Here is a 22,534-nt window from a genome sequence, read left to right on the forward strand (position 1 = left end):
TCATCTTGACATTCCCCCTCGCTCGCGCGCTAATAGAACAAATCAGGAACATATATGCGCGAGTCGTCTCAACCTCTCGCCGGGCTGCGCCAGCGCATCGCCCGGCTGGCCGCCAGCGGTGGCCCCGCAAGCCTGCCGACCCAAGGCTGGCTGGCGACGGGGCATGACGCGTTCGACGCGGCGATCGGCGGCGGATTGACGGTCGGGCGCACGCACGAGTTTTTCGCGGCCGATGCGCTCGATGGCACCAGCGCCGCGGCCTTTGCCACACTGGTCGCGCTGCGCAGCGGCGGCGATGCGCCGCTCCTGTGGTTGCGCACCGTCGACGCCGGACGCCGCACCGGGCATATCTATGCCCCCGGCATCGCTGAACTCGGCGGCGACCCCGACCGGCTTCTTCTCGTTGAGACCGCCGATCCCAAGATGCTGCTCGCCTGCGCCAATGATGCGGTACGCTGCGCCGGATCGGCAGCGGTGATCGTCGAAAGCTGGGGGAAGTTTCCGTTGCTCGACCTGACCGCCGGGCGCCGCCTGACGCTGGGCGCGCGCGACGCAGGAACGACGCTGCTGATGCTGCGCCTGAATGCCGTGCCGACGCCGAGCGTCGCCGAAACGCGCTGGAATATCGTCGCCGCACCGTCGCGCGAGCTCGAAGCCCACGCCCCCGGCGCCCCGGCCTTCGACCTTGAACTGCTGCGCTGGCGCGGCGGCCCTGCCGGAACGCGCTGGCGACTCGATTGGGATAAAGATGAGCAAGCTTTCCGGGACGCGGCGCTATCTGGCGCTGTTCTTCCCCTGGCTGCCCGCCGAACGGTTCACCCGCTCGGCGCCGAAGCCGCCTGACCTCCCGCTTATCTTTGTCGAGAAGCAGCGCGGCGCGCTGCGGATCGCGAGCGTCGATGCCCGCGCGCAAGCGCTCGGGCTGCGTGTCGGCATGCCACTCGCCGACGCGCGGGCGCAGGTCGGCGACCTCGCCATCGTGCCGCACGATCCGATCCTCGATCACGCTTGGCTCGACCGACTCGCGCAGGGCTGTGCGCGCTACACCCCCCTCGTCGCGCTCGATGCCTCCGACGGGCTGATCCTCGACATCACCGGCTGCTCCCATTTGTTCGATGGCGAGGCGGGGTTGATCGACGACATCGACCAGCGGCTAACCCGGCTCGGGATGACCTTGCGCCATGCGCTTGGCCCCACCGCCGACGCCGCCCGGGCGCTCGCACGTTATCAGACACGGCCCGCTCCCGACGAGGCCACCGCGATCCGCCGCCTGCCCGTCGCCGCGCTCGAACTCGACGCCGAAGCCACGACCGCGCTCGTCCGCGCCGGATTGAAGACGATTGGCGACCTCGCGAGCCGTCCGATGGCGAACCTCGCCGCGCGCTTCGGTGCCGATGCCGCGATGGCGTTGCGCCGCCTGCTCGGCGATGCGCCCAGCCCGCTCGACCCGCGCGTCGCGCCGCCGCCGGTCGCCACCGAACGCCGCTTTGCCGAACCCGTCGCCAGCCTGCCCCACGCCACCCGCATTCTTGCCGAGCTGGTTGGTGAGGCGATCGCAGAGCTTGCCGAACGCGGCCAGGGCGGCCGCCATTTCGGCGCGACCTTCTTTCGCAGCGATGGGCTGGCGCGACGTATCGCGGTCGAGACCGGCCATGCGACGCGCGACTCCGGCCTTGTCATGCGCCTGTTTGCCGAACGCATGGACGGCCTCGCCGATCCGCTCGACCCCGGCTTCGGTTTCGACATGATCCGCCTCGCGGTGCCGCGGCTCGAAGCACTCGGTGCAACGCAGCTGAAGCTCGAGGGCGGCGCGGCGCGCGCGGTACGCCAGGGCGCGGCAATGGACGAACTCACCGACCGGCTCACGACACGGCTCGGGCGCGCGCGGGTCCGCGCCTTGCGCCCCGCCGATACCCATATCCCCGAACAGGCGCAGCTCGCCCTGCCCGCGATTGACGCGCCGCCACCCATGCCTTGGTCCGCCCCCGAACCCGGCGAACCGCCGCTGCGCCCCTTCTATCTTTTCGATCCACCGCAGGTGATCGAGGTGATCGCCGAGGTTCCCGACGGCCCGCCGCATCGCTTTCGCTGGCGCCGACAGGCGCATGCGGTCCGCCGTTACGAAGGCCCCGAACGCATTGCCGCCGAATGGTGGCGGCGCCGCGACAATGGCGGGCTGACGCGCGATTATTACCGCGTCGAGGACGACCGCGGCCGCCGCTATTGGCTGTTTCGCCACGGGCTTTATGACGAAAAGCCCGATCCGCGCTGGTATATCCATGGGGTGTTCGCATGACGGGCGAGCCCGCACCACCCGCCTTCGCCGAACTGGTCGCGGCGACCAATTACAGCTTCCTGCGCGGCGCCTCACACCCGCATGAGATGGTCGCCGAAGCAATCAGGCTCGGCATGCCCGGCATCGGCATCGCCGACCGCAACAGCGTGGCGGGGGTGGTGCGGGCGCTCACCGGGCTGCGCAAGCTACGCGAGAAAGCCGACGCAGAGGGGATAGAGCTACCGCCCTTCAAACTCGTGGTCGGCGCGCGCCTCGTCTTCGACGACGGCACCCCCGACATCATCGCCTATCCGACCACGCGCCACGGCTGGGGCCGCCTGACCCGGATGCTGACCATCGGCAATCGCCGCACCACCAAGGGCGATTGCGTGATGAAATTCAGGAATCTGCTGATTCACTGTGAGGATATGATCCTGATCGCGATGGCGACGGAAAAGGATGAGGCGCTGCTGCAACGCCTCGCCCGGGCGGCACCCGGGGCGTTATGGCTGGGCGCGACGATGCCATATGGCGGTGCGGACCGGCGGCGCCTTACCCGACTTGCAGCATTGGCCGACCGCGTCGGCATTCCCCTGCTCGCGACCAATGACGCGCTTTACGCAACGCGCGAGCAAAGGCCTCTACACGATGTGCTAAGCTGCATTCTTGAAGGCACGAACCTGAACGAAGCGGGCCGCCTGTTGCGCGCCAATGGCGAGCGCCATCTAAAATCACCCGAAGAGATGCGCCGCCTCTTTCGCTCCTGCCGCCACGCCGTCGATGAGAGCGCCAGAATTCTCGATCGCATCGGCTTTTCACTTCGCGAACTGGAATATGAATATCCGCACGAGCCGGTTCCCGAAGGTTGGGACCCGCAAAGCTGGCTCGAACATAGGGTGCTGGATGCCGCGAACCGGCTCCACCCGCAGGGATTGCCGCAGCGCTGGCAGGAGGTCCTCGACGAAGAGCTTTCGCTCATCGGCAAATGCAATTTCGCCTGCTATTTCCTGACCGTCCACGACATCGTGAACTATGCCCGCACGCAAGACCCGCCGATCCTGTGCCAGGGACGCGGGTCGGCGGCCAATTCGCTCGTCTGCTATTTGCTCGAGATCACCTCGATCGATCCGATCGCGAACAATCTGCTGTTCACCCGCTTCCTGTCAGAGGAACGGCGCGAGCCGCCCGACATCGACGTCGATTTCGAGCATGAGCGGCGCGAGGAGGTGATGCAATATATCTATCGCCGCTACACGCGGCGGCGCGCAGGCATCGCCGCGACGGTGATCCATTACCGCCCGCGCAGCGCGGTGCGGGAAGCAGGCAAGGCGCTGGGGTTCAGCGAGGATGTCACCGCGCGGCTCGCCGACACGAGTTGGGGGAGCTGGGGCAGCGAGATGCCGGTCGAGCGCTTCATCGAAGCCGGGCTTGATCCCGAGCAAGATGACATCGCACGACTGCAGTGGATCGTCGCGCAACTGCTCACCTTCCCGCGCCACCTGTCGCAGCATGTCGGCGGTTATGTGCTGACCGAGGATCGGCTCGACGAAACGGTGCCGATCCACAATGCCGCGATGGCGGATCGCACCTTCATCGAATGGGACAAAGACGACATCGACGAGCTGAAACTGATGAAGGTCGATATCCTCGCGCTCGGGATGCTGACCTGCATCCGCAAATGTTTCGACCTCATGCGGCTCCACCAACTCAGCGACCACGACCTCAAGTCGGTCCCGGCGGAAGACCCGGTCGTTTACGACATGCTGTGCAAGGGCGACAGTATCGGTGTCTTTCAGGTCGAAAGCCGCGCGCAGATCAACATGCTGCCCAGACTGCGGCCCAAGGAATTTTACGATCTGGTCATCCAGGTCGCGATCGTCCGGCCAGGACCGATCGAGGGCGATATGGTCCATCCCTATTTGAAACGTCGCAATGGCGAAGAGAAGGTCGAGTATCCGTCACCCGCACCACCGCACGATCCCCGGGAGCTCTACAATCTTCTTCACCGGACCTTTGGAGTCCCGCTGTTCCAGGAACAGGCGATGAAACTCGCCATCGTCGCCGCCGAATTCACCCCTGACGAAGCCAATGGCCTGCGCCGTGCCATGGCGACCTTTCGCAACGTCGGCACCATCGATCAATATGAAGAGAAGATGATCGGCGGCATGATCCGCCGCGGCTACGATCGCGCCTTTGCCGAACGCTGTTACAATCAGATCAAGGGTTTCGGCAGCTATGGCTTCCCGGAGAGCCACGCCCAGTCGTTCGCCAAGCTCGTCTATGTCTCATCGTGGCTGAAATGCCACCACCCCGCCGTCTTCACCTGCGGGCTGCTCAATTCGCAACCGATGGGCTTTTACGCCCCCGCGCAGCTGGTGCGCGATGTGCAGGAGCATGGGGTCGAGGTGCGCGCGGTCGATGTCAATACGAGTGGGTGGGACAGCAGCCTTGAGCGCAGGGATGACGGCAGCCTGGCGCTACGGCTCGGCTTTCGGCAGGTCGACGGGTTTCGCGAGGCTTGGGCGGCGCAGATTGCGGCGGCGAGGACCACCCCTTTTACGAGCATCGAAGAAATCGCCCGCCGTGCCGACCTGCCTTCGCGCGCGCTGCGGCTGCTCGCCGAGGCCGATGCGTGCCGGTCGATGGGGCTCGATCGGCGCCCGGCGCTGTGGGACGCGCGGCGCGTGCGGCAGGGGGTGCTGCCGCTGTTCGGTGCTGCAGAAACCGATGAGCTGGGCGCCGAAGAAGACGCGCTGCTGCCCCCCACCCCGCTCGTTGAAAATGTGCTGACCGATTACCAGACGACGCGGCTGTCGCTCAAAGGCCATCCGATGGCGTTTCTGCGCAGTGACTTTGCACGCGAGGGTGTGTTGAGCGCGGCGGAGGTAGCGGCAGCGAAGAATGGGTCGATCGTTCGCGCCGCGGGGGTCGTGCTGATCCGCCAGCGACCGGGCAAGGGCAATGCGATCTTCATCACGATCGAGGATGAGGGCGGGGTCGTCAACATCCTGCTCTGGGCGCGGCATTTCGAACGCTACCGCCGCGCCGTCATGGCGTCGCGGCTGATGCTGGCCGAGGGCGAGGTGCAGCGGAGCAAGGAGGGCGTCATCCACCTGATGGCAACGCGCATCGTCGATCGCACCGCGATGCTCGACACGCTGGGCGACGGGCGCGAGATACGCCCCGACCTCTGCCGCGCCGACGAGGTTGCGCATCCGCAACTGCCGCGCGGCTATGCCGCAAAGCATGGTCATCCGCGCGATGTCCGCATCCTGCCCAAGTCACGCGATTTTCACTGAAGGCGTTTGTTTTCCGGCTGGCGCCGGGAGCGGGCTGGTACCGCGCCTTCGCGCAAAAAAGTTGATGCCCCGGCTGTGGGGGCCGGGGCATCGGATCAGGCTATCTAAGGGACCAACCGAATATAGCCTGAAAGTCGTTCGCGGATGTTAGCCGCGGAGCAGGTTCATCACGCCCTGCTGGCTCTGGTTCGCCTGGGCGAGCATCGCGGTCGATGCCTGCGACAGGATCCCGGCCGCGGCCAGCTTCGTCGATTCCGCCGAGAAGTCGGCGTCTTCGATGCGCGAGCGCGATTCGTCCAGATTGGTGACGCGGGCCGTCAAATTATCGACAGCTGCGCTCAGACGGTTCTGCTGCGCACCGAGGTTGGCGCGTTCGGTGGCGACCGTGGTGATCGCGGTGTCGAGCGTTGCCAGGGCACCGGTGGCGCCGGCGGCCGTGGCGACCGACAGGGCGTTGACGCCCAGCGAGGTGGCGGTCAGGCTGGCGACCGTGATGTTCACGTTTTCGCCGCTGTTGATGCCGGTCTGGATGTCAAAGCCGGTCGCGACGCTGCCGTTGAGCAGCGCGTTGCCGTTGAAGGTCGTCTGCGTCGTGATGTCGCCAATCTGCGAAATCAGCGCGGTAACTTCCTCTTGAACCAGCGTACGGTCGGCGTCGGCGAGCGTGCCGTTCGAAGCCTGCATCGCCAGTTCACGCATGCGGACGAGGATGTCCGAGATGCTGGCGGCGCCGCTGTCGGCGGTCTGGGCGAGCGAAATGCCGTCGTTGGCGTTGCGGATCGCCTGCGTGAAGCCACGCGAAGCAGCCGACATGCGCGTCGCAACGGCGAGGCCGGCGGCGTCGTCCTTGGCGCTGTTGATGCGCTTGCCGCTCGACAGGCGTTCCATCGCCTGCGACTGCATTTTGCCCGCAACGCGCGAGTTATTCTGGGCGCGAAGCGCGCTCACATTCGTGTTGATGACAGTCATCTTTGTTCCTTTCCGGCCTCGATGGCCATTCCCGTGATGTGAGGGCTCGAGGAGCGGTCACGAAAAGCAGTAACGGCGGGCGGTCGAGGCGCTTAAGGCCGCGCCGTCAAAAAAATGCCGAAGGTTGTTTACGGCGACCTTCGTTACAATTCAAAATATTGAAATATAACAATTAATTTTTTTGGCATGAGCTTTGCATTGTTCTTTGCGTACGGCGCACCGCTGCGCTCAGGACGGATGGAAAGCAATGAGCACGATTGACCCGAGCCGACTGCTGCAGATGCGCAGTTCGATCCTCAATCAGAACCAGGCGCTGCAACGCGCCGCCGGTCGCGGCGGCATCGGCGGCGTCGAGGGCGGCGTCGAGGGCGCTGGCGGAACCCCCGATTTCGGCGCGGCGATCAACAATGCGCTGCAACAGGTCAACGCCCAGCAGTCGAAGGCGAGCGCGATCACCGAAGCCTATGAGCGCGGCGACACCCACGACATCGTCAGCGTGATGATCGAACGGCAGAAAGCCTCGCTCGGTTTCGAAACCACGTTGCAGGTCCGCAACAAGCTGCTGTCCGCGTATCGCGACATCATGAACATGCCGGTGTAATCCATGGCCGATACCCAGATCCTTTCGCCCGTCGACGATGGTCATGCAAACCGCCTGCCCGCCCCCGCGGCGGGCAACCGCCTTGCGCCGCTGACCAGCTTCGTCCGCCAGCCCGCGGTACAGCGCGCGCTGCCCGCAATTGCCATGACGTCGGCGATCGGCATCGCCGCGCTCGCCTGGTTCACCATGCAGTCGGCCCCGCAGGCGCAGCTGTTCGCCGGGCTGGACGACAGCGACAAGGCCGCCGTCGCCGACGCACTGCAGACGCAGGGCATCGCGCACAGCATCGACGCGAGCACCGGCGCGCTGACCGTCGATGCCGACAAATTGCACCAGGCGCGCATCGCGCTGGCCGGGCAAGGCCTGCCCAAGGCGGCGCCGAGCGGCGACAGCCTGATCGCGGCGCTGCCGATGGGGTCGAGCCGCGCGATCGAGGGCGAAGCGCTGCGGTCGGCGCGCGAGGCCGACCTTGCCCGCACGATCGAGACGATCGACGCCGTCAAAAGCGCGCGCGTCCATGTCGCCGCTGCCGAGCCCAGCCTGTTCGTCCGCGACGACAAGCCGTCGACCGCGTCGGTGATGCTGACGCTGCAGAACGGCCGCTCGCTGAGCGATGGCCAGGTGCAGGCGATCCGCTTCCTCGTCGCGTCGTCGGTCCCCGGCATGAACGCCGATCAGGTTTCGGTGATCGACCAGCGCGGCGCGCTGTTGTCCGACACCGCATCGGGCAGCGACATGAAGGCGTTCCAGTTGCAGGTGCAGGTCGAGGACCGGTTCCGCCGCGCGCTCGACACCTTGCTCGGCCCGATGCTCGGCGTCGGCAATTACAGCGTCGAGGTCCACGCCGACGTCGACATGTCCGAAAGCCAGGCGACGCGTGAAAGCTTTCCCGAAAATGATCGCGCGATGACCAGCGAACAGATCACGCGCACCGTCAGCGGTCAGGGCGCGCCGCCCGCCGCGGTCGGCATCCCCGGTGCGCTGTCGAACCAGCCGCCGCAGGCGACGACGGTCACCGCCAATGCACCGACCCCGACACCCACCGCCGGCGCGGCCCCCGAAACGGCGAGCAATGAAAATGCCGCGCGCGCCTTTGAAGTCGGCCGCGAGATTTCGGTGACGCATTCGCCGCAGGGCAAGCTGCGCCGCGTCTCGGTCGCGGTCGCGCTCAATCAGGGCAAGAAGGCGCTGACCCAGGCCGACATGACCAAGATCGACAGCCTGGTCAAAGGCGCGATCGGGTTCGACGCCACCCGCGGCGATCAGGTCGCGATCAGCCAGCGGCCCTTCGTCCAGGTCGAAACCGAGGAACCGGCCTTCTATGATCAGGCCTGGTTCCTGCCGCTGGTCAAGCAGGTCGGCGCGATCCTCGCCGCGCTGCTCGCCTTCCTGTTCATCGGTCGGCCGCTGATCCGCGCCGCCAAGGCGCGCGCCGCCGAACGCGCCGAACGCAATGCGGCGCTCGAGGAAAGCCTGCTCGCCGCGACCGACGGACGTCCCGCGCTCGCCAGCCCCGCCGCGGGCCGCGAGATCACGCTGGAGATGATCGAACAGGCGCCAAGCTATGAAACGCGCGCCAATCTGGTCCGCGCCTTTGTCCGCCAGGATTCGGCCCGCGCCGCGCTCGTCGTCCGCCAGCTGATGCAGGAGGGCGCCCGTGCCTGATGCGGCCGAAACCATGGCGCCGCCTGCCAACCAGACCATCGAAGGATCGTCGGCCGCCGCGATCCTGCTGATGCTGCTCGACGAAAATGAAGCCGCGACAATCCTGAAGCATCTGGAGCCCGACGAAGTTCGCCAGCTGGCGAAATCGATGTTCGACACCGCCAACGCCAGCGAACAGCAGATCGGCCAGGCGCTCGACCGTTTCGTCGTGCGCAGCCGCGATGTCAGCGCGCTGGCGATCGGCGCCGACGTCCGCATCCGGACCGTCATCAACCAGGCCGTCGGCAACGTCCGCGCCGACAATATCCTGGCCGCGGTCGCGCCGCAGCGCAGCGCCGCGTCTCTCGAGATTCTCCGCTGGATGGATGTCGATGCAATCAGCGGGCTGCTGGCGCAGGAACATCCGCAGGTCGGCGCGCTGATCCTGTCGGTGCTGGTCCCCGATGTCGCCGCGCGCGCCATCGAAACGCTCGACGAAATCCTGCAGGCCGATCTGGTGCTCCGCGCCGCGATGCTGACCTCGGTCCCCGCCGCGGCGATCGAGGATCTGGAATCGGTGCTCGCGAGCGCCAATGTCGATGGCCAGCGCGTCGCCAAACAGGCGATCGGCGGCCCGAGCGACGTCGCCAAGATCATGAAGAAGATGCCGAAGTCGCTGAGCGAACGCACGATCCGCGCGCTCAAGAAGACCGACAAGCAGCTCGCCCAGGCGATCGAGGAAGAAATGTTCATCTTCGAAAATCTGCGCGATCTCGACAAGAAGAGCCTGGGTTCGGTCCTGCGTTCGGTCGACGCGGCGCAGCTGGCGGTCGCGCTGAAGGGCACCGACGACGAGATGATCGACCTGTGCCTGTCGACCATGTCGCAGCGCGCGTCGGAAACGATCCGCGACGAAATGGCCGAAATGACGATGGTCAAGCGCGCCGACGTCGACGATGCGCAAAAGAGCATCATGACGATCGTCCGCCAGATGGCCGCGTCGGGCGAGATCATGATCGCGGGCGGGGGCGACGATTATGTCTGATCGCACCGCCGAAACCGGCTTTGCCCCCGTCACCCTGGCCGCGGCGATGGCGCGCAGCAGCGGTTTTCGTCCGCTCGCCTTCGACGGCAGTCCCCGCCCGCCGCAGCCCGCCGCGAGCGGTCCCGCCGAACTCGACCTCGACGACCCGTTCGCTCGCGGTCTGGCCGAAGGGCAACGCGTCGCCGAAGCAGCCTATGTCGCCGAACGCCACCAACTGCTCGCGCTGCTCGCCGGGGCCGAAGCGTTGCAGGACGAACCGAGCGAAGAATTGGCGCAGCTGATCGCGCACACCGTCGAGCGGCTGGTGCATCAGATCGTCGCCGACGCCCCGATCGACGCCGCGTGGCTGCAGGCGCAGGCCGAGACCGCCGCGGCGATGGTCGCCGACGCCGACAAGGCGCGGACCTTGTGCGTTCACCCCGACGATGCCGCGCTGCTGAGCGATTGCGCGCTACCGCTGGCGCTCGCCAGCGACCCGGGCATGATGCGCGGGACCGTCCGCATCGAAACCTCGACCGGCTGGATCGAGCATGGCCGCGCCGTCTATCTCGACGAACTGCGCGTTGCGCTGGGCGAAGGGGCTGCCGCATGACGCGCCGCCTTGCCCTCTCTGCGCAGCAGTTGCTCGACCCGATCGACCTGACGGGCGCCAGCCCGCGCCGCATCGGCACCCTCGTCTCGCACGAGGGCATCATGCTCGAAGTGTCGGGCTTTCCGCAGCCGCTGGGCAGCAATGTCCGGATCAAGTCGGCGAACAATGATTATGTCTATGGCGAGGTTGTCGGCTTTCGCGGCCAGAGCAGCCTGGTCCTGCCGTTCGACACCAATATGCCGCTGGTTACCGGCGCGCCGGTCGAACCGCATGGCGCGAGCTCGATGGTCGCATGCGGCAAGGCGCTGCTTGGCCGGATCATCGACGCACAGGGCAATCCGCTCGACGGGCGTCCGCCGATCAAGTCGCAGTTCCAGTGGCCGCTCGCCGGGCGCAAGGTCAATCCGCTGCGCCGTGGCCGCGTCACCCGTCCGCTCAACATGGGCGTCCGCGCGATCAACGCGCTGCTGACCGTCGGCGAGGGTCAGCGCGTCGCGATCATCGCGGGGTCGGGCGTCGGCAAATCAGTGCTGATGGGCCAGATGATCGCCGGGACCGAATGCGACGTCATCGTCGTCGGGCTGATCGGCGAACGCAGCCGCGAAGTCAGCGATTTCGTCGAAACCAAGCTGCCCCCCGAAGTCCGCAAGAAGTCGGTGGTGGTCGCGGTTCCCGCCGACCACCCGCCGCTGCTCCGCCTGCGCGCCGCGATGCGCGCCACCGCGATCGCCGAGGCGTTTCGCGCCGACGGCAAGAAGGTGCTGCTGCTGATCGACAGCCTGACCCGCGTCGCGCATGCGCAGCGCGAGATCGGGCTGACCTTGGGCGAACCGCCGACGATGAAGGGTTACCCGCCGTCGGTGTTCGCGCTCATCCCCTCGCTCTGCGAACGCGCCGGGATCGACCGCGAAACCGGTGGGTCGATCACCGCGCTCTATACCGTGCTCGCCGATGGCGGCGACATCGACGATCCCGTCGTCGATTCGGCGCGCGCGATCGTCGACGGCCATATCATCCTGTCGCGGCAGCTGGCCGAACAGGGCGTCTATCCCGCGATCGACGTTGCGCGCTCGCTGTCGCGCACGATGGTCGACACGGTCGATCCCGAACATGCCGCCGCCGCCGCGCGCTTTCGCCAGCTGTGGTCCGCCTATGAAGAGAATCGCGATCTGATGCTGATGGGCGCCTATGTCGCCGGCGGCGATCCGGTGCTCGACACCGCGATCGCGCGTCACGCCGACCAGCTCGCCTTCGTGACCCAGCCCGCCAAGGTGCAGGTCGATTTCGACATTTCCCGCCAGACCCTGATTGAAGGATATTCCGCATGACCGCCCGCACCGCACGCCGCAAACGCATCATCCGCGTGCGCACCGTCGAACATCAGATGGCCGAGGCGAATCTCGCGCGCGCCACGGGCGAACTCGCCAGCCTGGTCGAGCTGGCCAAGCGGCTCGAAACGCTGCGCGTCGATCTGGCGATGGCCAAGGGTGCCGTCGCGGGCGGCGCGCTCAACACGATCGGCGAGCTCGCGATGCGGCTCGACATCGCGCAGGAAAATCTGACCGCGCCGCTGGTGAACGCCAGCGCCCGCCGCGACCAGGCCGGAATGCTGGCGCAAAGCGCGATGGCCAAGGAAGAATCGGCGGTCCGCCTGTACGAACGCAGCCGCAAATCGGCCGAAGCCGAAGCCGAGCGCCGCCGCGACGCCAACCGCCCGCACCGCGCGCGCGGCGGCATGCGCCTGCGCCTGATCGAAGGCGGCGCGGCATGATGGGCGCGGCTTCCCTCCCCAATCCGCAGGCATCGATGCCCGCGGGCTTTGCTGCCTTCCTGAGCACGATCGGCCAGACGCCGAGCGGCAGCGGCGAAGACGGTGGCTTCGAGCAATTGCTGGCGGCCGTGCCAAAGGTCGATGGCGCGGCGGTCAAGGCCGCGCCAGCGGCATCGGTTTCGCCTGCGCCGTCCGGAGCCGCGGCGGCACCGGCGATCCCCGCGATGACGGTGGCGCCGGCAGTGGCCGTGACGCCCATGATGACGGCGATGCCCATGACGAGCGCAGCGTCGGAAATGCCGATGACGCCGGTGACGCCCGCGGCGGCTGCGGTTGTAGCGGCCGTCTTGGTAGCCCCGGCGGCTGCCGCAGGCGACGTCGCCGCCCCGGAAATTAACGTCGAAGCGCCGATGGCCCTGACCACGGACGGTGCGCCCGTGACCGACGCCGACACCGCCGCGGCATCGGCGGCGAAACTGCTGATCGCGTTGAACGGCAGCGCCGCCAAGCCCGAAACAAAGCCGCTCAAGGCGCTCGACGCCGAAGCCCCGACCGACGGCAAAGCAGTGGCGGAAACCGGCAGCGGTGTTGCCAAGCCTGCCGAAACGGCGGCGGCGCCCGAAACACTTGCCGCGACGCCAGCCCCGCCACCCGCCGCGCCGTCGGTCGCGGCATCGCCTGCCGCTGCGGCGGTCGTCGCTGCGGTGGTCGTTGCAGCGCCGGGGGCTGCGGCCAGCCAGGGCAAGCCGGTGAAGGCGAGCGAGCCCGGCAAGCTTCCGGTCGCCGACGCGGCACCGACCGCCGCGGACGCCGTCACCGCCCCCACCGCCGACAAACCGCGCAGCGCCGAGGCCACGCGCGCGGCGCCCGAGGTCGAAACTGCGATCGCGGCGCCAGCGGCGAGCAAGCCGCGCGCCGCGCCGCAGCCGGACCCGGCGGTTATCGCTGGCGAAGCGGTCGCGGCCAAGCCTGCCGAAGCCGTTCCGGCCATGACGGTCCAGTTCGCGCAGCCGACGACCGCGGGGGCTGCGACGCTGGCCAGCGCGAGCGCGCCGGTCACGATCGCCGAACGCGTGCTCGACCTCGCCAGCGATGGCGCGTGGATCGACCAGCTGGCGCACGACATCGCGGCGACCAAGTCGGACAGCGGCGACATCAGCTTTCGCCTGATGCCGCGGCACTTGGGCCGCCTCGACGTCGCGATGCTCATGGGTGACGAGGGCGTGGCGCTGAAGCTCGACACCCAGCATGAAGCGACCGCGACCATCGTCACCGCTGCGCAGGGCCGCCTGGTCGAAGACCTGCGCCAGCAGGGCGTCCGCGTGACCGGCAGCGAAGTGACCTGCACCCCCGGCGACACGGGGCGCCAGATGCAGGGCCAGTCGCAGGGTCAGGGCCGCGGCGCCGCGCAGGACGTCAGCCATCTGATCGAAACCGTTACCGAGCGCGTCAAGGCGCGTGATCCCGAAGAGGCCGCCGACCGCCGCGGCCGCTTTGCCTGACCACAAAGGGTAGAAGCATGAGCAAGGAAAAAGACGAAGCCGCGCCCAAGAAGAAGGGCAAGTTCAAGAAGCTGCTGTTCATCGGCGTCAGCGCCGTGGCACTGATCGGCGCCGGGGCGGGCGCGGGCATCTATTTCGGCGCGCTGTCGGCGCACGAGGCCAAGCCCGAGGATAATTATCCCAAGCTCGTCCTGCGCAGCACCGGCGAGGAACCCGCCGCCGCCGAGGGCGAAGACAAGGAAGCCGCACCGAAGGTCGGCACCGTGTCGGTGCCCAACGACCGGTTCAAGGTCGACCCGCGCAAATATGACGTCACTTACTTTGCGATCCCCGATGCCTTCACGACCAACCTCGCCGACGGTTCGGGCTTTTTGCAGGCGGGTATCAGCCTTTCGACCTTTTACGACGGCAAGGTTATCAATAATATCAAACGCCAGGCCGTGCCGATCCGCTCGGTCGTGCTTATGGTCCTGTCCGAACAGGATCCGGCGTTGCTCTCGACATCGCAGGGGAAACAACGGCTGCAGCGGCAATTGACCGCTGCGATCAACGACGTGCTGCGCGAGAAAGAGGGTTTTGGTGGTATCGACAATGTCTATTTCACGAGCCTGGTGATCCAGTGAGCGTTCGCGAAAAATCCGTCAAAGCCGTAAAGCCGCCCGCCGCCCCGACCACCGAGGCGGCTGACGCCAAGGCGTCGTTGCTGCTGCGCAAGGCTGCGGACAGCTATGCCTTTCCGGCGCTCGACAGCGTCGCGGTCCAATTCGCCCGCTCGCTCCGCGACCTGATCCGCGCGCTCGGCGTGCCATCGGTGCAGGTCGAACGCGCCAGCGCCGAAACGATGAGCTTCGCGGACTGGACCGCGGCGAGCGCCCCCGCGATCTTCTGGCGCTACTACGCGCCGCCGCTCAAGGGACCGATATTGCTCGGCGCGCCGCGGCCGTTGCTGCTCCAGCTCGTCGACATCTTTTATGGTGGCAAGGGCAGCCTTGCCAGCGAGCGCGAAGAATTGACCGATGCCGAAGACCGCTTTGCGGCGCGGCTGGGCCGCGACATGGGGCTGCAACTCGCGGCCGCATGGGGCGACAAGCTGACCCTCGAGCCCGAGCTCGATTGCGTGACCGGCGACCCCGCCAAGCTTGCCGCGGTACGTGCCGACGACGAGCTGTTCGTCCAGCGCTTCATCCTGCGCGGGGCGCCGCTCGAGGGGCGGACGATCGCCTGCGCCTATCCGCTCGCCGCGTTGCGCGGAATTGCCGGGGCCGAACCGGTCGCCGAAATCCCGGGCAACGCCGACCCGGTCTGGGCGAGCGCGCTCCACAAGACGCTGCGCGAGGTGCGCCTGCCCGTCCGCTCGGTTCTGGCGCGCCCCGAAATCAGCCTGGTGAAACTGCTGGCGCTCGAGGTCGGGGACATCATCCCGATCGGAATGCCGCGCCATGTCCCGATAACCGTCGCCGGGCGCAGCTTTGCCCTCGGCAGCATCGGCGAAGCCAATGGCAATGCCGCCATCATGATCGAACAAATCGAAAAAGGACCGAACCATGACTGATCTGAGTGACGCGCCGACGGCGCCGCGCACCGAGCGCCGCGACAGCAAGAATATCGCCGCGGCGCCCAATTTCGACCTGCTCGCCGGGGTGTCGCTGCGCGTGTCGGTCGAGGTCGGATCGACCTCGATGACGCTCGCCGAGCTGCTCGCGATCGACGAAGGCAGCGTGATCGAACTCGACCGCGCCGCGACCGACCTGCTCGACATCTATGCCAATGGCACGCTGATCGCGAAGGGCGAGATCGTCAGCGTCGATGGTCGTTACGGCATTCAGGTCGCCGAAGTCGTCGCGCCCGCGCGCGGCCTCGAAGGCTTTGAACGGAGAGGCTGATGTTCGAATATATCCTGCGCCTGCTCATCCTGCTGCCGCTGATCGGCGGCATGGCGTGGGGCAGCCTGTGGCTGTGGAAGCGCGTCCAGATGGGTGTGCCGCTGGTCGGCGGCGCCGCGAAAGCACGCGCGGTCGAAATGGTCGACGTCCTGCCGCTGGGCCCGGGATCGAAGCTGGCGGTGGTCGAATTTGCCGGTCAGCGGATCCTGGTCGCGGTGTCGCGTAACGGCATCACCCGCATCGCCGACGACGCACAGGGGGATTTCCATGTCGACTGACCGCCGTTTCTGGCTTCGCGCCGCCGCGCTCGCCGGCGGCGCCGCGCTGCTGGTCGCCGCGCCCGCCGCCTATGCGCAGGCCGCCGACGGGCTCAGCCGCGCGGTAAACGACATTGGCGGCGACGGCCGCCCGCTGTCGCTGTCGTTGCAGATCCTGGTGCTGATGAGCCTGCTGACGGTGCTGCCGTCGCTGCTGCTGATGATGACCAGCTTCACCCGCATCATCATCGTCCTGTCGATCCTGCGCCACGCGCTCGGCCTGCAACAGACGCCGCCGAACCAGGTGCTCGTCGGTTTGAGCCTGTTCCTGTCGCTGTTCGTGATGCAGCCGGTGATCAGCGAAGTGAACCGCGTCGCGATCGAACCCTATGGCCAGGAACAGATCGATATCGGCGAAGCCGTATCGCGCTCCGGGGTCGCCCTCCATGGCTTCATGATGGCACAGACGCGCAAGTCCGATCTGATGATGTTCGCCAAGATCGCCAAGGCACCGGCCTATGCCAGCCCCAAGGACGTCCCGTTCTCGATCCTGCTGCCGGCCTTTGTCACCAGCGAGCTCAAGACCGCGTTCCAGATCGGCTTCCTGATCTTCCTGCCCTTCCTCGTGATCGACCTGATCGTGGCGTCGGCGCTGATGTCGCTCGGCATGATGATGCTGTCGCCAACGATCATCTCGATGCCGTTCAAGCTGCTGCTCTTCGTGCTCGTCGACGGCTGGGCGCTGACGATGGGCTCGCTCGCCGCCTCGTTCGGGACCTAGCAGGGGGTCTACCAATATGGGATTGGTCCACCTTGATTGCGCTGTGCAGGCCGCTGACAAGGAGCGGGGAGCAGCGCGGGCTGGTAGCCCGCGCAAGACCCGCGACGCTGCTCAGCGGGCTGCACAGCGCAACCCCTTCGGGGCGGGCCGATTTTGGCCCATTGCTGCGTTACTCGTCGGGCACGATGTCCCGCATCGCGCCTCTCCTCGCGCCTTGCACTGGGCCAAAATCGGCTCCGTCAAGGCGGTTCAATCCCATATTGGTAGACCCTGATGGAAACCGACTATTTCATCGGCATGGCGCAGCAATCGCTGTGGATCCTCGCGCTCGCCTCGGCACCGCTGCTGCTCCCCGTGCTCGTCATCGGGGTGCTGCTCGGCATGGTCCAGGCGGCGACGTCGATCAACGAACAGACGCTGACCTTTGTACCGAAACTGATCGTCGCGGCGATCTGCCTTGCGATTTTCGGCGGCAGCATCCTGGTGCTGCTCACCGATTTCACCCGCGACATCTTCGCGCAGATTCCCAACGTCGTCCGCTAGGGACCATGTCGATTCGACCCGCCACCTCCCTTTTCCTCCCCCTTGATGGGGGAGGCAGCGAGACTTGCCAGCTTGCTGGCTTAGTCGCAGCGGTGGGGGTGCGCTCTCGGCCTGAAGCGATGGTGCAAGGGCGCACCCTCACCCCCATCCAACTTCGCCTAGCCGCGTCGCGGCAAGGCTGCGTATCCTTCCCCCATCAAGGGGGAAGGCCGGTTGACACCCGACAGACAGCCGCACGTCGATGAACCCCGCCGACATCCCGAATATCGAGGCGATGCTCCAGCTGTGGATGCTGGGGATGATCCGCCCCGGCGCCGCGTTCATCGCCGCGCCGGTGTTCGGGGCGACCAGCGTGCCGATCCAGCTGCGGCTGGTGATCGCGTTGGCGGTCGGCGTTCCCGCGGTCGCCGCATCGGGGATGGCGCTGCCCCCCGAAGGCATCGTGTCGGTCCCCGGCCTGCTGTTCATCATCGGCGAAGTCGTGATCGGGCTTGGCATCGGCTTCGTCCTGCAGATGGGGCTCGCCGCCGCGCTGCTCGCCGGTGAAGCGATCAGCAACGCCATGGGGCTGGGTTTTGCATCGATGGTCGATCCCCTGAGCGGTGCGTCGAGCTCGGCGATCGGCCAGTTCCTGTCGATGATGGCCACGGCCCTGTTCCTGGCCGCCGACGGCCATCTGGTGCTGATCGGCATCATCGTCGACAGCTATGTCGCGCTGCCGCCCGGCAATGCCTTCCCCTCGTTCGAGGCGATCGGCGGGATATTGCGGTTCGGCAGCCTGATGTTTGCCGCGGCGCTGACGATCGCGATGCCGGTCGGCTTTGTCCTGATCCTGGTTCAGATCATCATGGGCGTCATCGGGCGATCGGCGCCCGCGCTCAACCTGTTCGCGGTCGGCATTCCCGCGACCCTGCTCGCCGGGATCGTCCTGCTGGGCGTCGCCACCCCGGCGATGGCCGAAGCGATCGCCCGCATCTTGTCCGACGCGCTCGACGGCGCGCGGATGTTCGCGGGGTTGTAAGCCGTGGCGAGCAAACCCGAACAGGACCAGAAAACCGAAAAGCCGACGCCCAAGAAGCTAGCCGATTCGGCGCGCGAGGGCGATGTGCTGATGTCGCGCGAGCTGGCGACCGCGCTGATGATGCTCGCCGCCGCCGGATGGATCGTCGCGGCGGGCGGCTGGTTCGTCCAATCGGCGAGCGACCTTGTCCGCCGCGGGCTGACGTTGATCGCCGCCGACGTCAGCGACTTTTCGCCCGCCGAGGCACTGATGCGCAACGGGGTCGAAATCCTGCTCCCGCTCGCCAGCCTGTTCGCGCTCGCGCTGGGGGCCGCGGTCGCGGGGCCAGCGCTGCTCGGCTCGTTCGGCTGGCGCAGCAAGGCGCTGGCGTTCAAGGGCAACCGGATGAACCCGATGGCCGGGTTCAAACGCATGTTCGGGCTGCAAGGCGCGACCGAGCTCGGCAAGGCGCTGGCCAAGGTCCTGCTGCTTGGCACCATCGGTTACTGGCTGGTCGATGGCAGCCTGCCCGCGATCATGACGATGGCGCAGGCCGATCTGCTCGGCGCGATCGGGCAGGCCGGTAAAGCGATCGGCCATGCCATGCTGGTGCTGGCCGGCGGGCTGGTCGTCATCGCGCTGATCGACGTCCCGGCGCAATGGTTCCAGCGCAACAAGCGGCTGATGATGAGCAAGCAGGAAGTGAAGGAAGAGATGCGCCAGTCCGACGGCGCCCCCGAGCTCAAGCAGGCGCAGCGCCAGCGCGCGCACGAGATGCTGAGCGGTTCGGCGCGCAAGGCGGTGTCCGAAGCGACGGTCGTGCTGACCAACCCGACCCATTTTTCGATCGCGCTGCGCTATCGTCCCGGCATCGACGCCGCCCCGGTGGTGGTCGCGCGTGGGCGCGGCGACGTCGCGCTGGCGATCCGCGAGCTGGCGCGCGGCGCCAATGTCCCGCTGCTCGAATATCCGGCGCTGACCCGCGCCATCTATTTCACCGCGCGCGCGGGGCGCGTGATTCCCGACGAATTGTTTGTCGCGGTTGCGACCGTGCTCGCCTTTGTCTTTCAGCTCGAACGCATGGTTGCCGAAGGCCATGGGCAGCCGGTAGTCGACGTGCCGCCGACGCATCGCTTCGATCCCGACGGTCGCCGCCAGGCTTAAAATCGCCGCCGCGCCGCCGTTAACAGGTGCGAAGGATATTTCGCGATGGTCAGTTCAATTGCAAACAGCCTCGGCTTTGGATCGGGCATCGACACCAAACAGCTCGTCACCGACCTGTCGAACGCGTCGCGCGATCCCAAGATCAAGCATATGGCGACGCTGACGCAGGCGAACCAGACGCGGATCAGCGCGCTGGCAAAGGCGCGATCCGATCTCGACGGCTTTGCCGACTCGCTCAGCCAGATGGTGAGCGACGGCACCTTGCGCAGCACGCCGACGGTGTCGGACGAAAGCGTGCTCGGCGCGACCAGCCGCGCGGGGCTGTCCGCCGACAGTTTTGCCGCCACGGTGGTGGTCAACCAGCTTGCCCGGGCGCAAACAAATTATTCGGGCGTCGTCGCCGACCGCACCGCCGCGATCGGCACGGGCACGATGACGCTGTCGGTCGGCGGGGTCGCCAAGACGATCACGATCGACGCCACGAACAACAGCCTCGACGGACTGGCCAATGCAATCAACGCAAGCGGCGCCGGGGTCACCGCGTCGATCATCGCCGACGACGGCGGTCACCGCCTGATCCTGAAAGGCCCGACGGGGGCGGCAAGCGCCTTCACGCTGACCGCCGACGCCGGCGCCGACCCGGGGCTGAGCGCCTTTGGCACGGGCACGATGACATTGGGCCAGAGCGCCGCCAATGCCGAATTCACCATCGACGGCGTCGCCTTCAGCCGCGCGAACAACATCATCGACGACGTCGTGCCGGGCATGTCGCTGACGCTGAAAAAGGCGGCACCGGGCCGGCCGGTGGACATCGGCGCCAGCCGCCCGCTGAACATGATCAAGCAGACCGTCGGCGACTTTGTCGCGGTGTACAACCAGCTGAAGCAAAGCATGGTGGCGGCGTCGAAGCTGCCCGGTGCGACAAGCTCGCTGCGCGAACTCGAACGCGAACTCGGCGGGCTGCTGCACAAGGTGATCTCGAGCCACGGCAGCATCAACAAGCTGTCCGATATTGGCATCTCGACGACCAAGGAAGGGCTGCTTTCGATCGACAATAGCAAGCTCGACAAGGTTCTGGCCGCCGATGCCGGAGCGGTCGAAGCCTTGTTCAACCCGCGACGCGACGCGACGCACACCGAATTCAGCGATCCCGGCATCGCCTTTGCGCTGGACGCCATTCGCGACAAGGCGGTCGGCGCCAATGGCACCATGGACCGCGTATCGAAGTCGCTCCAGGCGCAGAAGGAAACGCTGGCCGACCGGCTCGAGGCGATCGAGGAACGCGAAGACGCCTATCGCGCCCGGCTGGAGAAACAATATGGCGCGCTCGACGCCAAGCTGGCGGCGTTCAAGGCGACGCAGACCTATCTCGAACAACAGATCAAGCTCTGGTCCAACCAGGGTAATGATTAGGGACATCGAACGTGACGGCAACCGCTTCGACCGTCCGGGCGACCGGACTCTATCGCCGCTTGCAGCATGAAAGCCGCGCCGCCGCCGCCGATCCGATCGAGCTGGTAACGATGCTCTATGACGAGCTGGAAACCGCGATCGGCGTGCTCGGATCGATGGTGCGGCAGGGCCAGCGCATTTCGGCGACCGAGCCCGCGCACCGCGCGCGCACGATACTGATCGGGCTCGACGCCGGACTCGACCGCGAAGCCGGCGGCGATGTCGCGGAATCGCTGTCGCGCGTCTATCGCAGCATGCGCCGCAAACTCGACGAGTCGGTGGCCCAGAATGACGGCGAGGCGCTGGCCGAGCTGCTCGACGGCGTGCTGACGGTCAGCGCCGCGTGGCGCCAGCTGCGCTGAACCCACCGCGCGCGCACCTTCGAAACAGGATCGGCCCGCTCCCCGGGGTTGGGGGAGCGGGCCGATGCCGTTTCAAAAGATCCCGCTGGGTACCCGGCCGCCCTGGGTGGGGACGGGCGGCCGGGTGGTCAGGGGCGGACCAGAGCCCCCTATTTTTCAGCGGGTGCTGAAACTCGTGTCGCGGGCGCCGGTCAGGCCGCCTGCTGCTGAACCCCATATTTGCGCATCTTTTCGATCAAGGTCGTGCGCTTCAGCGTCAGCAGGCGCGCGGCTTCGGAAATGATGCCGTCGGCAAGGTCGAGCGCGACGTGGATCTGTTCGAGCTCGATCGTCTCGATCTCGCGCTTGAGGTCGATCGGGCGGCCCGGCGCGGGTGCCTTGGCATGCGGCATCGCGGGGGCGGGTTCATCCGCGCTGGCCTGCACCGCGGCAAAGCTGCTGGGGACAGCCTGCCGCGGCGCAAGCGCTGCGGTGGGGTTCAAAAGGATCGCGACATCGTCGGCGCCCAGCGTTTCACCGCCGTGCAGCACGCTGGCGCGTTCGACAAAATTCCTGAGTTCGCGGACATTGCCCGGCCAGCGGTGCTGCATCAGCAGCGCCATCGCATCGGCGTCGAAGCGGCATTTCGCTTCGCCCGGCATCTTGCGCTGGAAATGGCGGATGAGCGCGGGAATATCCTCGGCGCGGCTGGCCAGGCTGGGGACCTGGAGCACAACCACGCCGAGCCGGAAGAACAGGTCTTCGCGGAATTTGCCATCGGCGATCGCGGCGCCGAGATCCTGGTGGGTGGCCGAAATGACGCGGACGTCGACGGCCTTCACATCGCTGCTGCCGACGCGGACGATCGTCCGCTCTTCGAGGACGCGGAGCAGTTTGACCTGCATGTCGAACCGCATGTCGCCGATTTCGTCGAGAAACAAAGTGCCGCCCTCGCTCGCTTCGAAATGGCCGATGCGGCGGGCATGGGCGCCGGTGAAGCTGCCCTTTTCATGCCCGAACAATTCGGATTCGATCAGGTCGCCGGGGATCGCGCCGCAGTTGATCGCGGAAAAGGCCTTGCCCGAACGGACACCTTCGTCGTGGATGGCGCGGGCGACAAGTTCCTTGCCCGATCCCGACGGGCCGCAGAGCATGACCGAAGCGTTGGACCGTGCGACGCGGCGGATCATGTCGCGCAGCTGCGCGGCGGCCGCGCTGCTGCCGATGATCAGCGTCTCGAGCGCTGCGTTATGATTCTGCCCCACGGTCATTTCGGTCTCCACCGCGCCCCCCAATCGGCGCCTTTTCGATGGACCCAGAAATTGACGAAAGTGGTAAACAAAAGATTATCCAACCAGCCATAACCCATTCAAAACAAAGGGTTATTGCCAGATTGGATGTAATGGCGGCGCAAT

At 66.8% G+C, this 22,534-nt stretch carries 22 protein-coding genes; 20 read left to right on the forward strand and 2 right to left on the reverse strand.

Features of this window, described 5'->3' with window-relative positions:
* Window positions 1–54: 54 nt before the first annotated feature.
* From SPYCW_RS15630 to SPYCW_RS15640, 3 genes are read left to right on the forward strand one after another with little or no spacing between them, the layout of a single operon-like run.
* Window positions 55–843, forward strand: a complete 789-nt coding sequence (locus tag SPYCW_RS15630) for an ImuA family protein (RefSeq protein WP_120217581.1) — start codon at window positions 55–57, stop codon at window positions 841–843.
* Window positions 749–2,296: a Y-family DNA polymerase gene (locus SPYCW_RS15635; RefSeq protein WP_120217582.1), complete on the forward strand. Its 1,548-nt coding sequence runs from the start codon at window positions 749–751 to the stop codon at window positions 2,294–2,296. Before SPYCW_RS15630 ends, SPYCW_RS15635 begins: the two co-directional genes overlap by 95 nt.
* Window positions 2,293–5,574, forward strand: coding sequence for an error-prone DNA polymerase (locus SPYCW_RS15640; RefSeq protein ID WP_120217583.1), 3,282 nt, complete (start codon window positions 2,293–2,295; stop codon window positions 5,572–5,574). The genes SPYCW_RS15635 and SPYCW_RS15640 overlap by 4 nt, the downstream gene beginning before the upstream one ends.
* Before the next feature lie 147 nt (window positions 5,575–5,721).
* On the opposite strand, the gene SPYCW_RS15645 is transcribed toward SPYCW_RS15640, so the two are convergent.
* Window positions 5,722–6,543 carry a flagellin N-terminal helical domain-containing protein gene (locus tag SPYCW_RS15645; protein ID WP_120217584.1) on the reverse strand — a complete coding sequence of 274 codons (822 nt, stop codon included), beginning with the start codon at window positions 6,541–6,543 and terminating at the stop codon, window positions 5,722–5,724.
* A 247-nt stretch (window positions 6,544–6,790) separates the two neighbouring features.
* Here SPYCW_RS15645 and fliE point away from each other — a divergent pair, with 247 nt between their 5' ends.
* The 17 genes from fliE to SPYCW_RS15735 all read left to right on the forward strand — a co-directional run bounded on the left by fliE (window position 6,791) and on the right by SPYCW_RS15735 (window position 21,140).
* The gene (gene fliE / locus SPYCW_RS15650) at window positions 6,791–7,144 is read left to right on the forward strand and encodes a flagellar hook-basal body complex protein FliE (RefSeq protein WP_120217585.1); all 354 of its coding nucleotides are present in this window, start codon (window positions 6,791–6,793) and stop codon (window positions 7,142–7,144) included.
* Between the two features lie 3 nt (window positions 7,145–7,147).
* Window positions 7,148–8,809: a flagellar basal-body MS-ring/collar protein FliF gene (fliF, locus tag SPYCW_RS15655; RefSeq protein ID WP_120217586.1), complete on the forward strand. Its 1,662-nt coding sequence runs from the start codon at window positions 7,148–7,150 to the stop codon at window positions 8,807–8,809.
* The gene (fliG, locus tag SPYCW_RS15660) at window positions 8,802–9,833 is read left to right on the forward strand and encodes a flagellar motor switch protein FliG (RefSeq protein ID WP_232014738.1); all 1,032 of its coding nucleotides are present in this window, start codon (window positions 8,802–8,804) and stop codon (window positions 9,831–9,833) included. Before fliF ends, fliG begins: the two co-directional genes overlap by 8 nt.
* Window positions 9,826–10,425 carry a FliH/SctL family protein gene (locus SPYCW_RS15665; protein ID WP_120217587.1) on the forward strand — a complete coding sequence of 200 codons (600 nt, stop codon included), beginning with the start codon at window positions 9,826–9,828 and terminating at the stop codon, window positions 10,423–10,425. The genes fliG and SPYCW_RS15665 overlap by 8 nt, the downstream gene beginning before the upstream one ends.
* Window positions 10,422–11,753 carry a FliI/YscN family ATPase gene (locus SPYCW_RS15670; RefSeq protein WP_120217588.1) on the forward strand — a complete coding sequence of 444 codons (1,332 nt, stop codon included), beginning with the start codon at window positions 10,422–10,424 and terminating at the stop codon, window positions 11,751–11,753. Before SPYCW_RS15665 ends, SPYCW_RS15670 begins: the two co-directional genes overlap by 4 nt.
* Window positions 11,750–12,196, forward strand: coding sequence for a hypothetical protein (locus tag SPYCW_RS15675; protein ID WP_120217589.1), 447 nt, complete (start codon window positions 11,750–11,752; stop codon window positions 12,194–12,196). The genes SPYCW_RS15670 and SPYCW_RS15675 overlap by 4 nt, the downstream gene beginning before the upstream one ends.
* The gene (locus tag SPYCW_RS15680; protein ID WP_120217590.1) at window positions 12,193–13,698 is read left to right on the forward strand and encodes a flagellar hook-length control protein FliK; all 1,506 of its coding nucleotides are present in this window, start codon (window positions 12,193–12,195) and stop codon (window positions 13,696–13,698) included. The genes SPYCW_RS15675 and SPYCW_RS15680 overlap by 4 nt, the downstream gene beginning before the upstream one ends.
* 17 nt (window positions 13,699–13,715) lie before the next feature.
* Window positions 13,716–14,321, forward strand: coding sequence for a flagellar basal body-associated FliL family protein (locus SPYCW_RS15685; RefSeq protein WP_120217591.1), 606 nt, complete (start codon window positions 13,716–13,718; stop codon window positions 14,319–14,321).
* Window positions 14,318–15,250: a FliM/FliN family flagellar motor switch protein gene (locus SPYCW_RS15690; RefSeq protein WP_120217592.1), complete on the forward strand. Its 933-nt coding sequence runs from the start codon at window positions 14,318–14,320 to the stop codon at window positions 15,248–15,250. The genes SPYCW_RS15685 and SPYCW_RS15690 overlap by 4 nt, the downstream gene beginning before the upstream one ends.
* On the forward strand, window positions 15,243–15,581 hold the full coding sequence (fliN, locus tag SPYCW_RS15695; protein WP_120217593.1) for a flagellar motor switch protein FliN: 339 nt from the start codon (window positions 15,243–15,245) through the stop codon (window positions 15,579–15,581). Before SPYCW_RS15690 ends, fliN begins: the two co-directional genes overlap by 8 nt.
* Entirely contained in the window at window positions 15,581–15,859 is a 279-nt protein-coding gene (locus SPYCW_RS15700; protein WP_120217594.1) for a flagellar biosynthetic protein FliO, read from the forward strand. Before fliN ends, SPYCW_RS15700 begins: the two co-directional genes overlap by 1 nt.
* Window positions 15,849–16,619, forward strand: a complete 771-nt coding sequence (fliP, locus tag SPYCW_RS15705) for a flagellar type III secretion system pore protein FliP (protein ID WP_120217595.1) — start codon at window positions 15,849–15,851, stop codon at window positions 16,617–16,619. Before SPYCW_RS15700 ends, fliP begins: the two co-directional genes overlap by 11 nt.
* A gap of 273 nt (window positions 16,620–16,892) precedes the next feature.
* Window positions 16,893–17,162, forward strand: a complete 270-nt coding sequence (locus tag SPYCW_RS15715; RefSeq protein WP_120217597.1) for a flagellar biosynthetic protein FliQ — start codon at window positions 16,893–16,895, stop codon at window positions 17,160–17,162.
* A 241-nt stretch (window positions 17,163–17,403) separates the two neighbouring features.
* Window positions 17,404–18,183, forward strand: coding sequence for a flagellar biosynthetic protein FliR (gene fliR / locus SPYCW_RS15720; protein ID WP_120217598.1), 780 nt, complete (start codon window positions 17,404–17,406; stop codon window positions 18,181–18,183).
* Window positions 18,184–18,186: 3 nt separating this feature from the next.
* The gene (locus tag SPYCW_RS15725) at window positions 18,187–19,326 is read left to right on the forward strand and encodes an EscU/YscU/HrcU family type III secretion system export apparatus switch protein (protein ID WP_120217599.1); all 1,140 of its coding nucleotides are present in this window, start codon (window positions 18,187–18,189) and stop codon (window positions 19,324–19,326) included.
* A 45-nt stretch (window positions 19,327–19,371) separates the two neighbouring features.
* Window positions 19,372–20,739, forward strand: coding sequence for a flagellar filament capping protein FliD (fliD, locus tag SPYCW_RS15730; protein ID WP_120217600.1), 1,368 nt, complete (start codon window positions 19,372–19,374; stop codon window positions 20,737–20,739).
* Window positions 20,740–20,750: 11 nt separating this feature from the next.
* Window positions 20,751–21,140, forward strand: a complete 390-nt coding sequence (locus tag SPYCW_RS15735) for a flagellar export chaperone FliS (protein ID WP_120217601.1) — start codon at window positions 20,751–20,753, stop codon at window positions 21,138–21,140.
* Window positions 21,141–21,331: 191 nt separating this feature from the next.
* Here SPYCW_RS15735 and SPYCW_RS15740 read toward each other — a convergent pair whose 3' ends face one another.
* A complete protein-coding gene (locus tag SPYCW_RS15740; RefSeq protein ID WP_120218349.1) occupies window positions 21,332–22,390 on the reverse strand; it encodes a sigma-54 interaction domain-containing protein in 1,059 nt (352 codons plus the stop codon).
* Window positions 22,391–22,534: the final 144 nt, after the last annotated feature.

Origin of the sequence: Sphingopyxis sp. EG6 (assembly GCF_003609815.1) — a bacterium.
GTDB lineage: Bacteria > Pseudomonadota > Alphaproteobacteria > Sphingomonadales > Sphingomonadaceae > Sphingopyxis.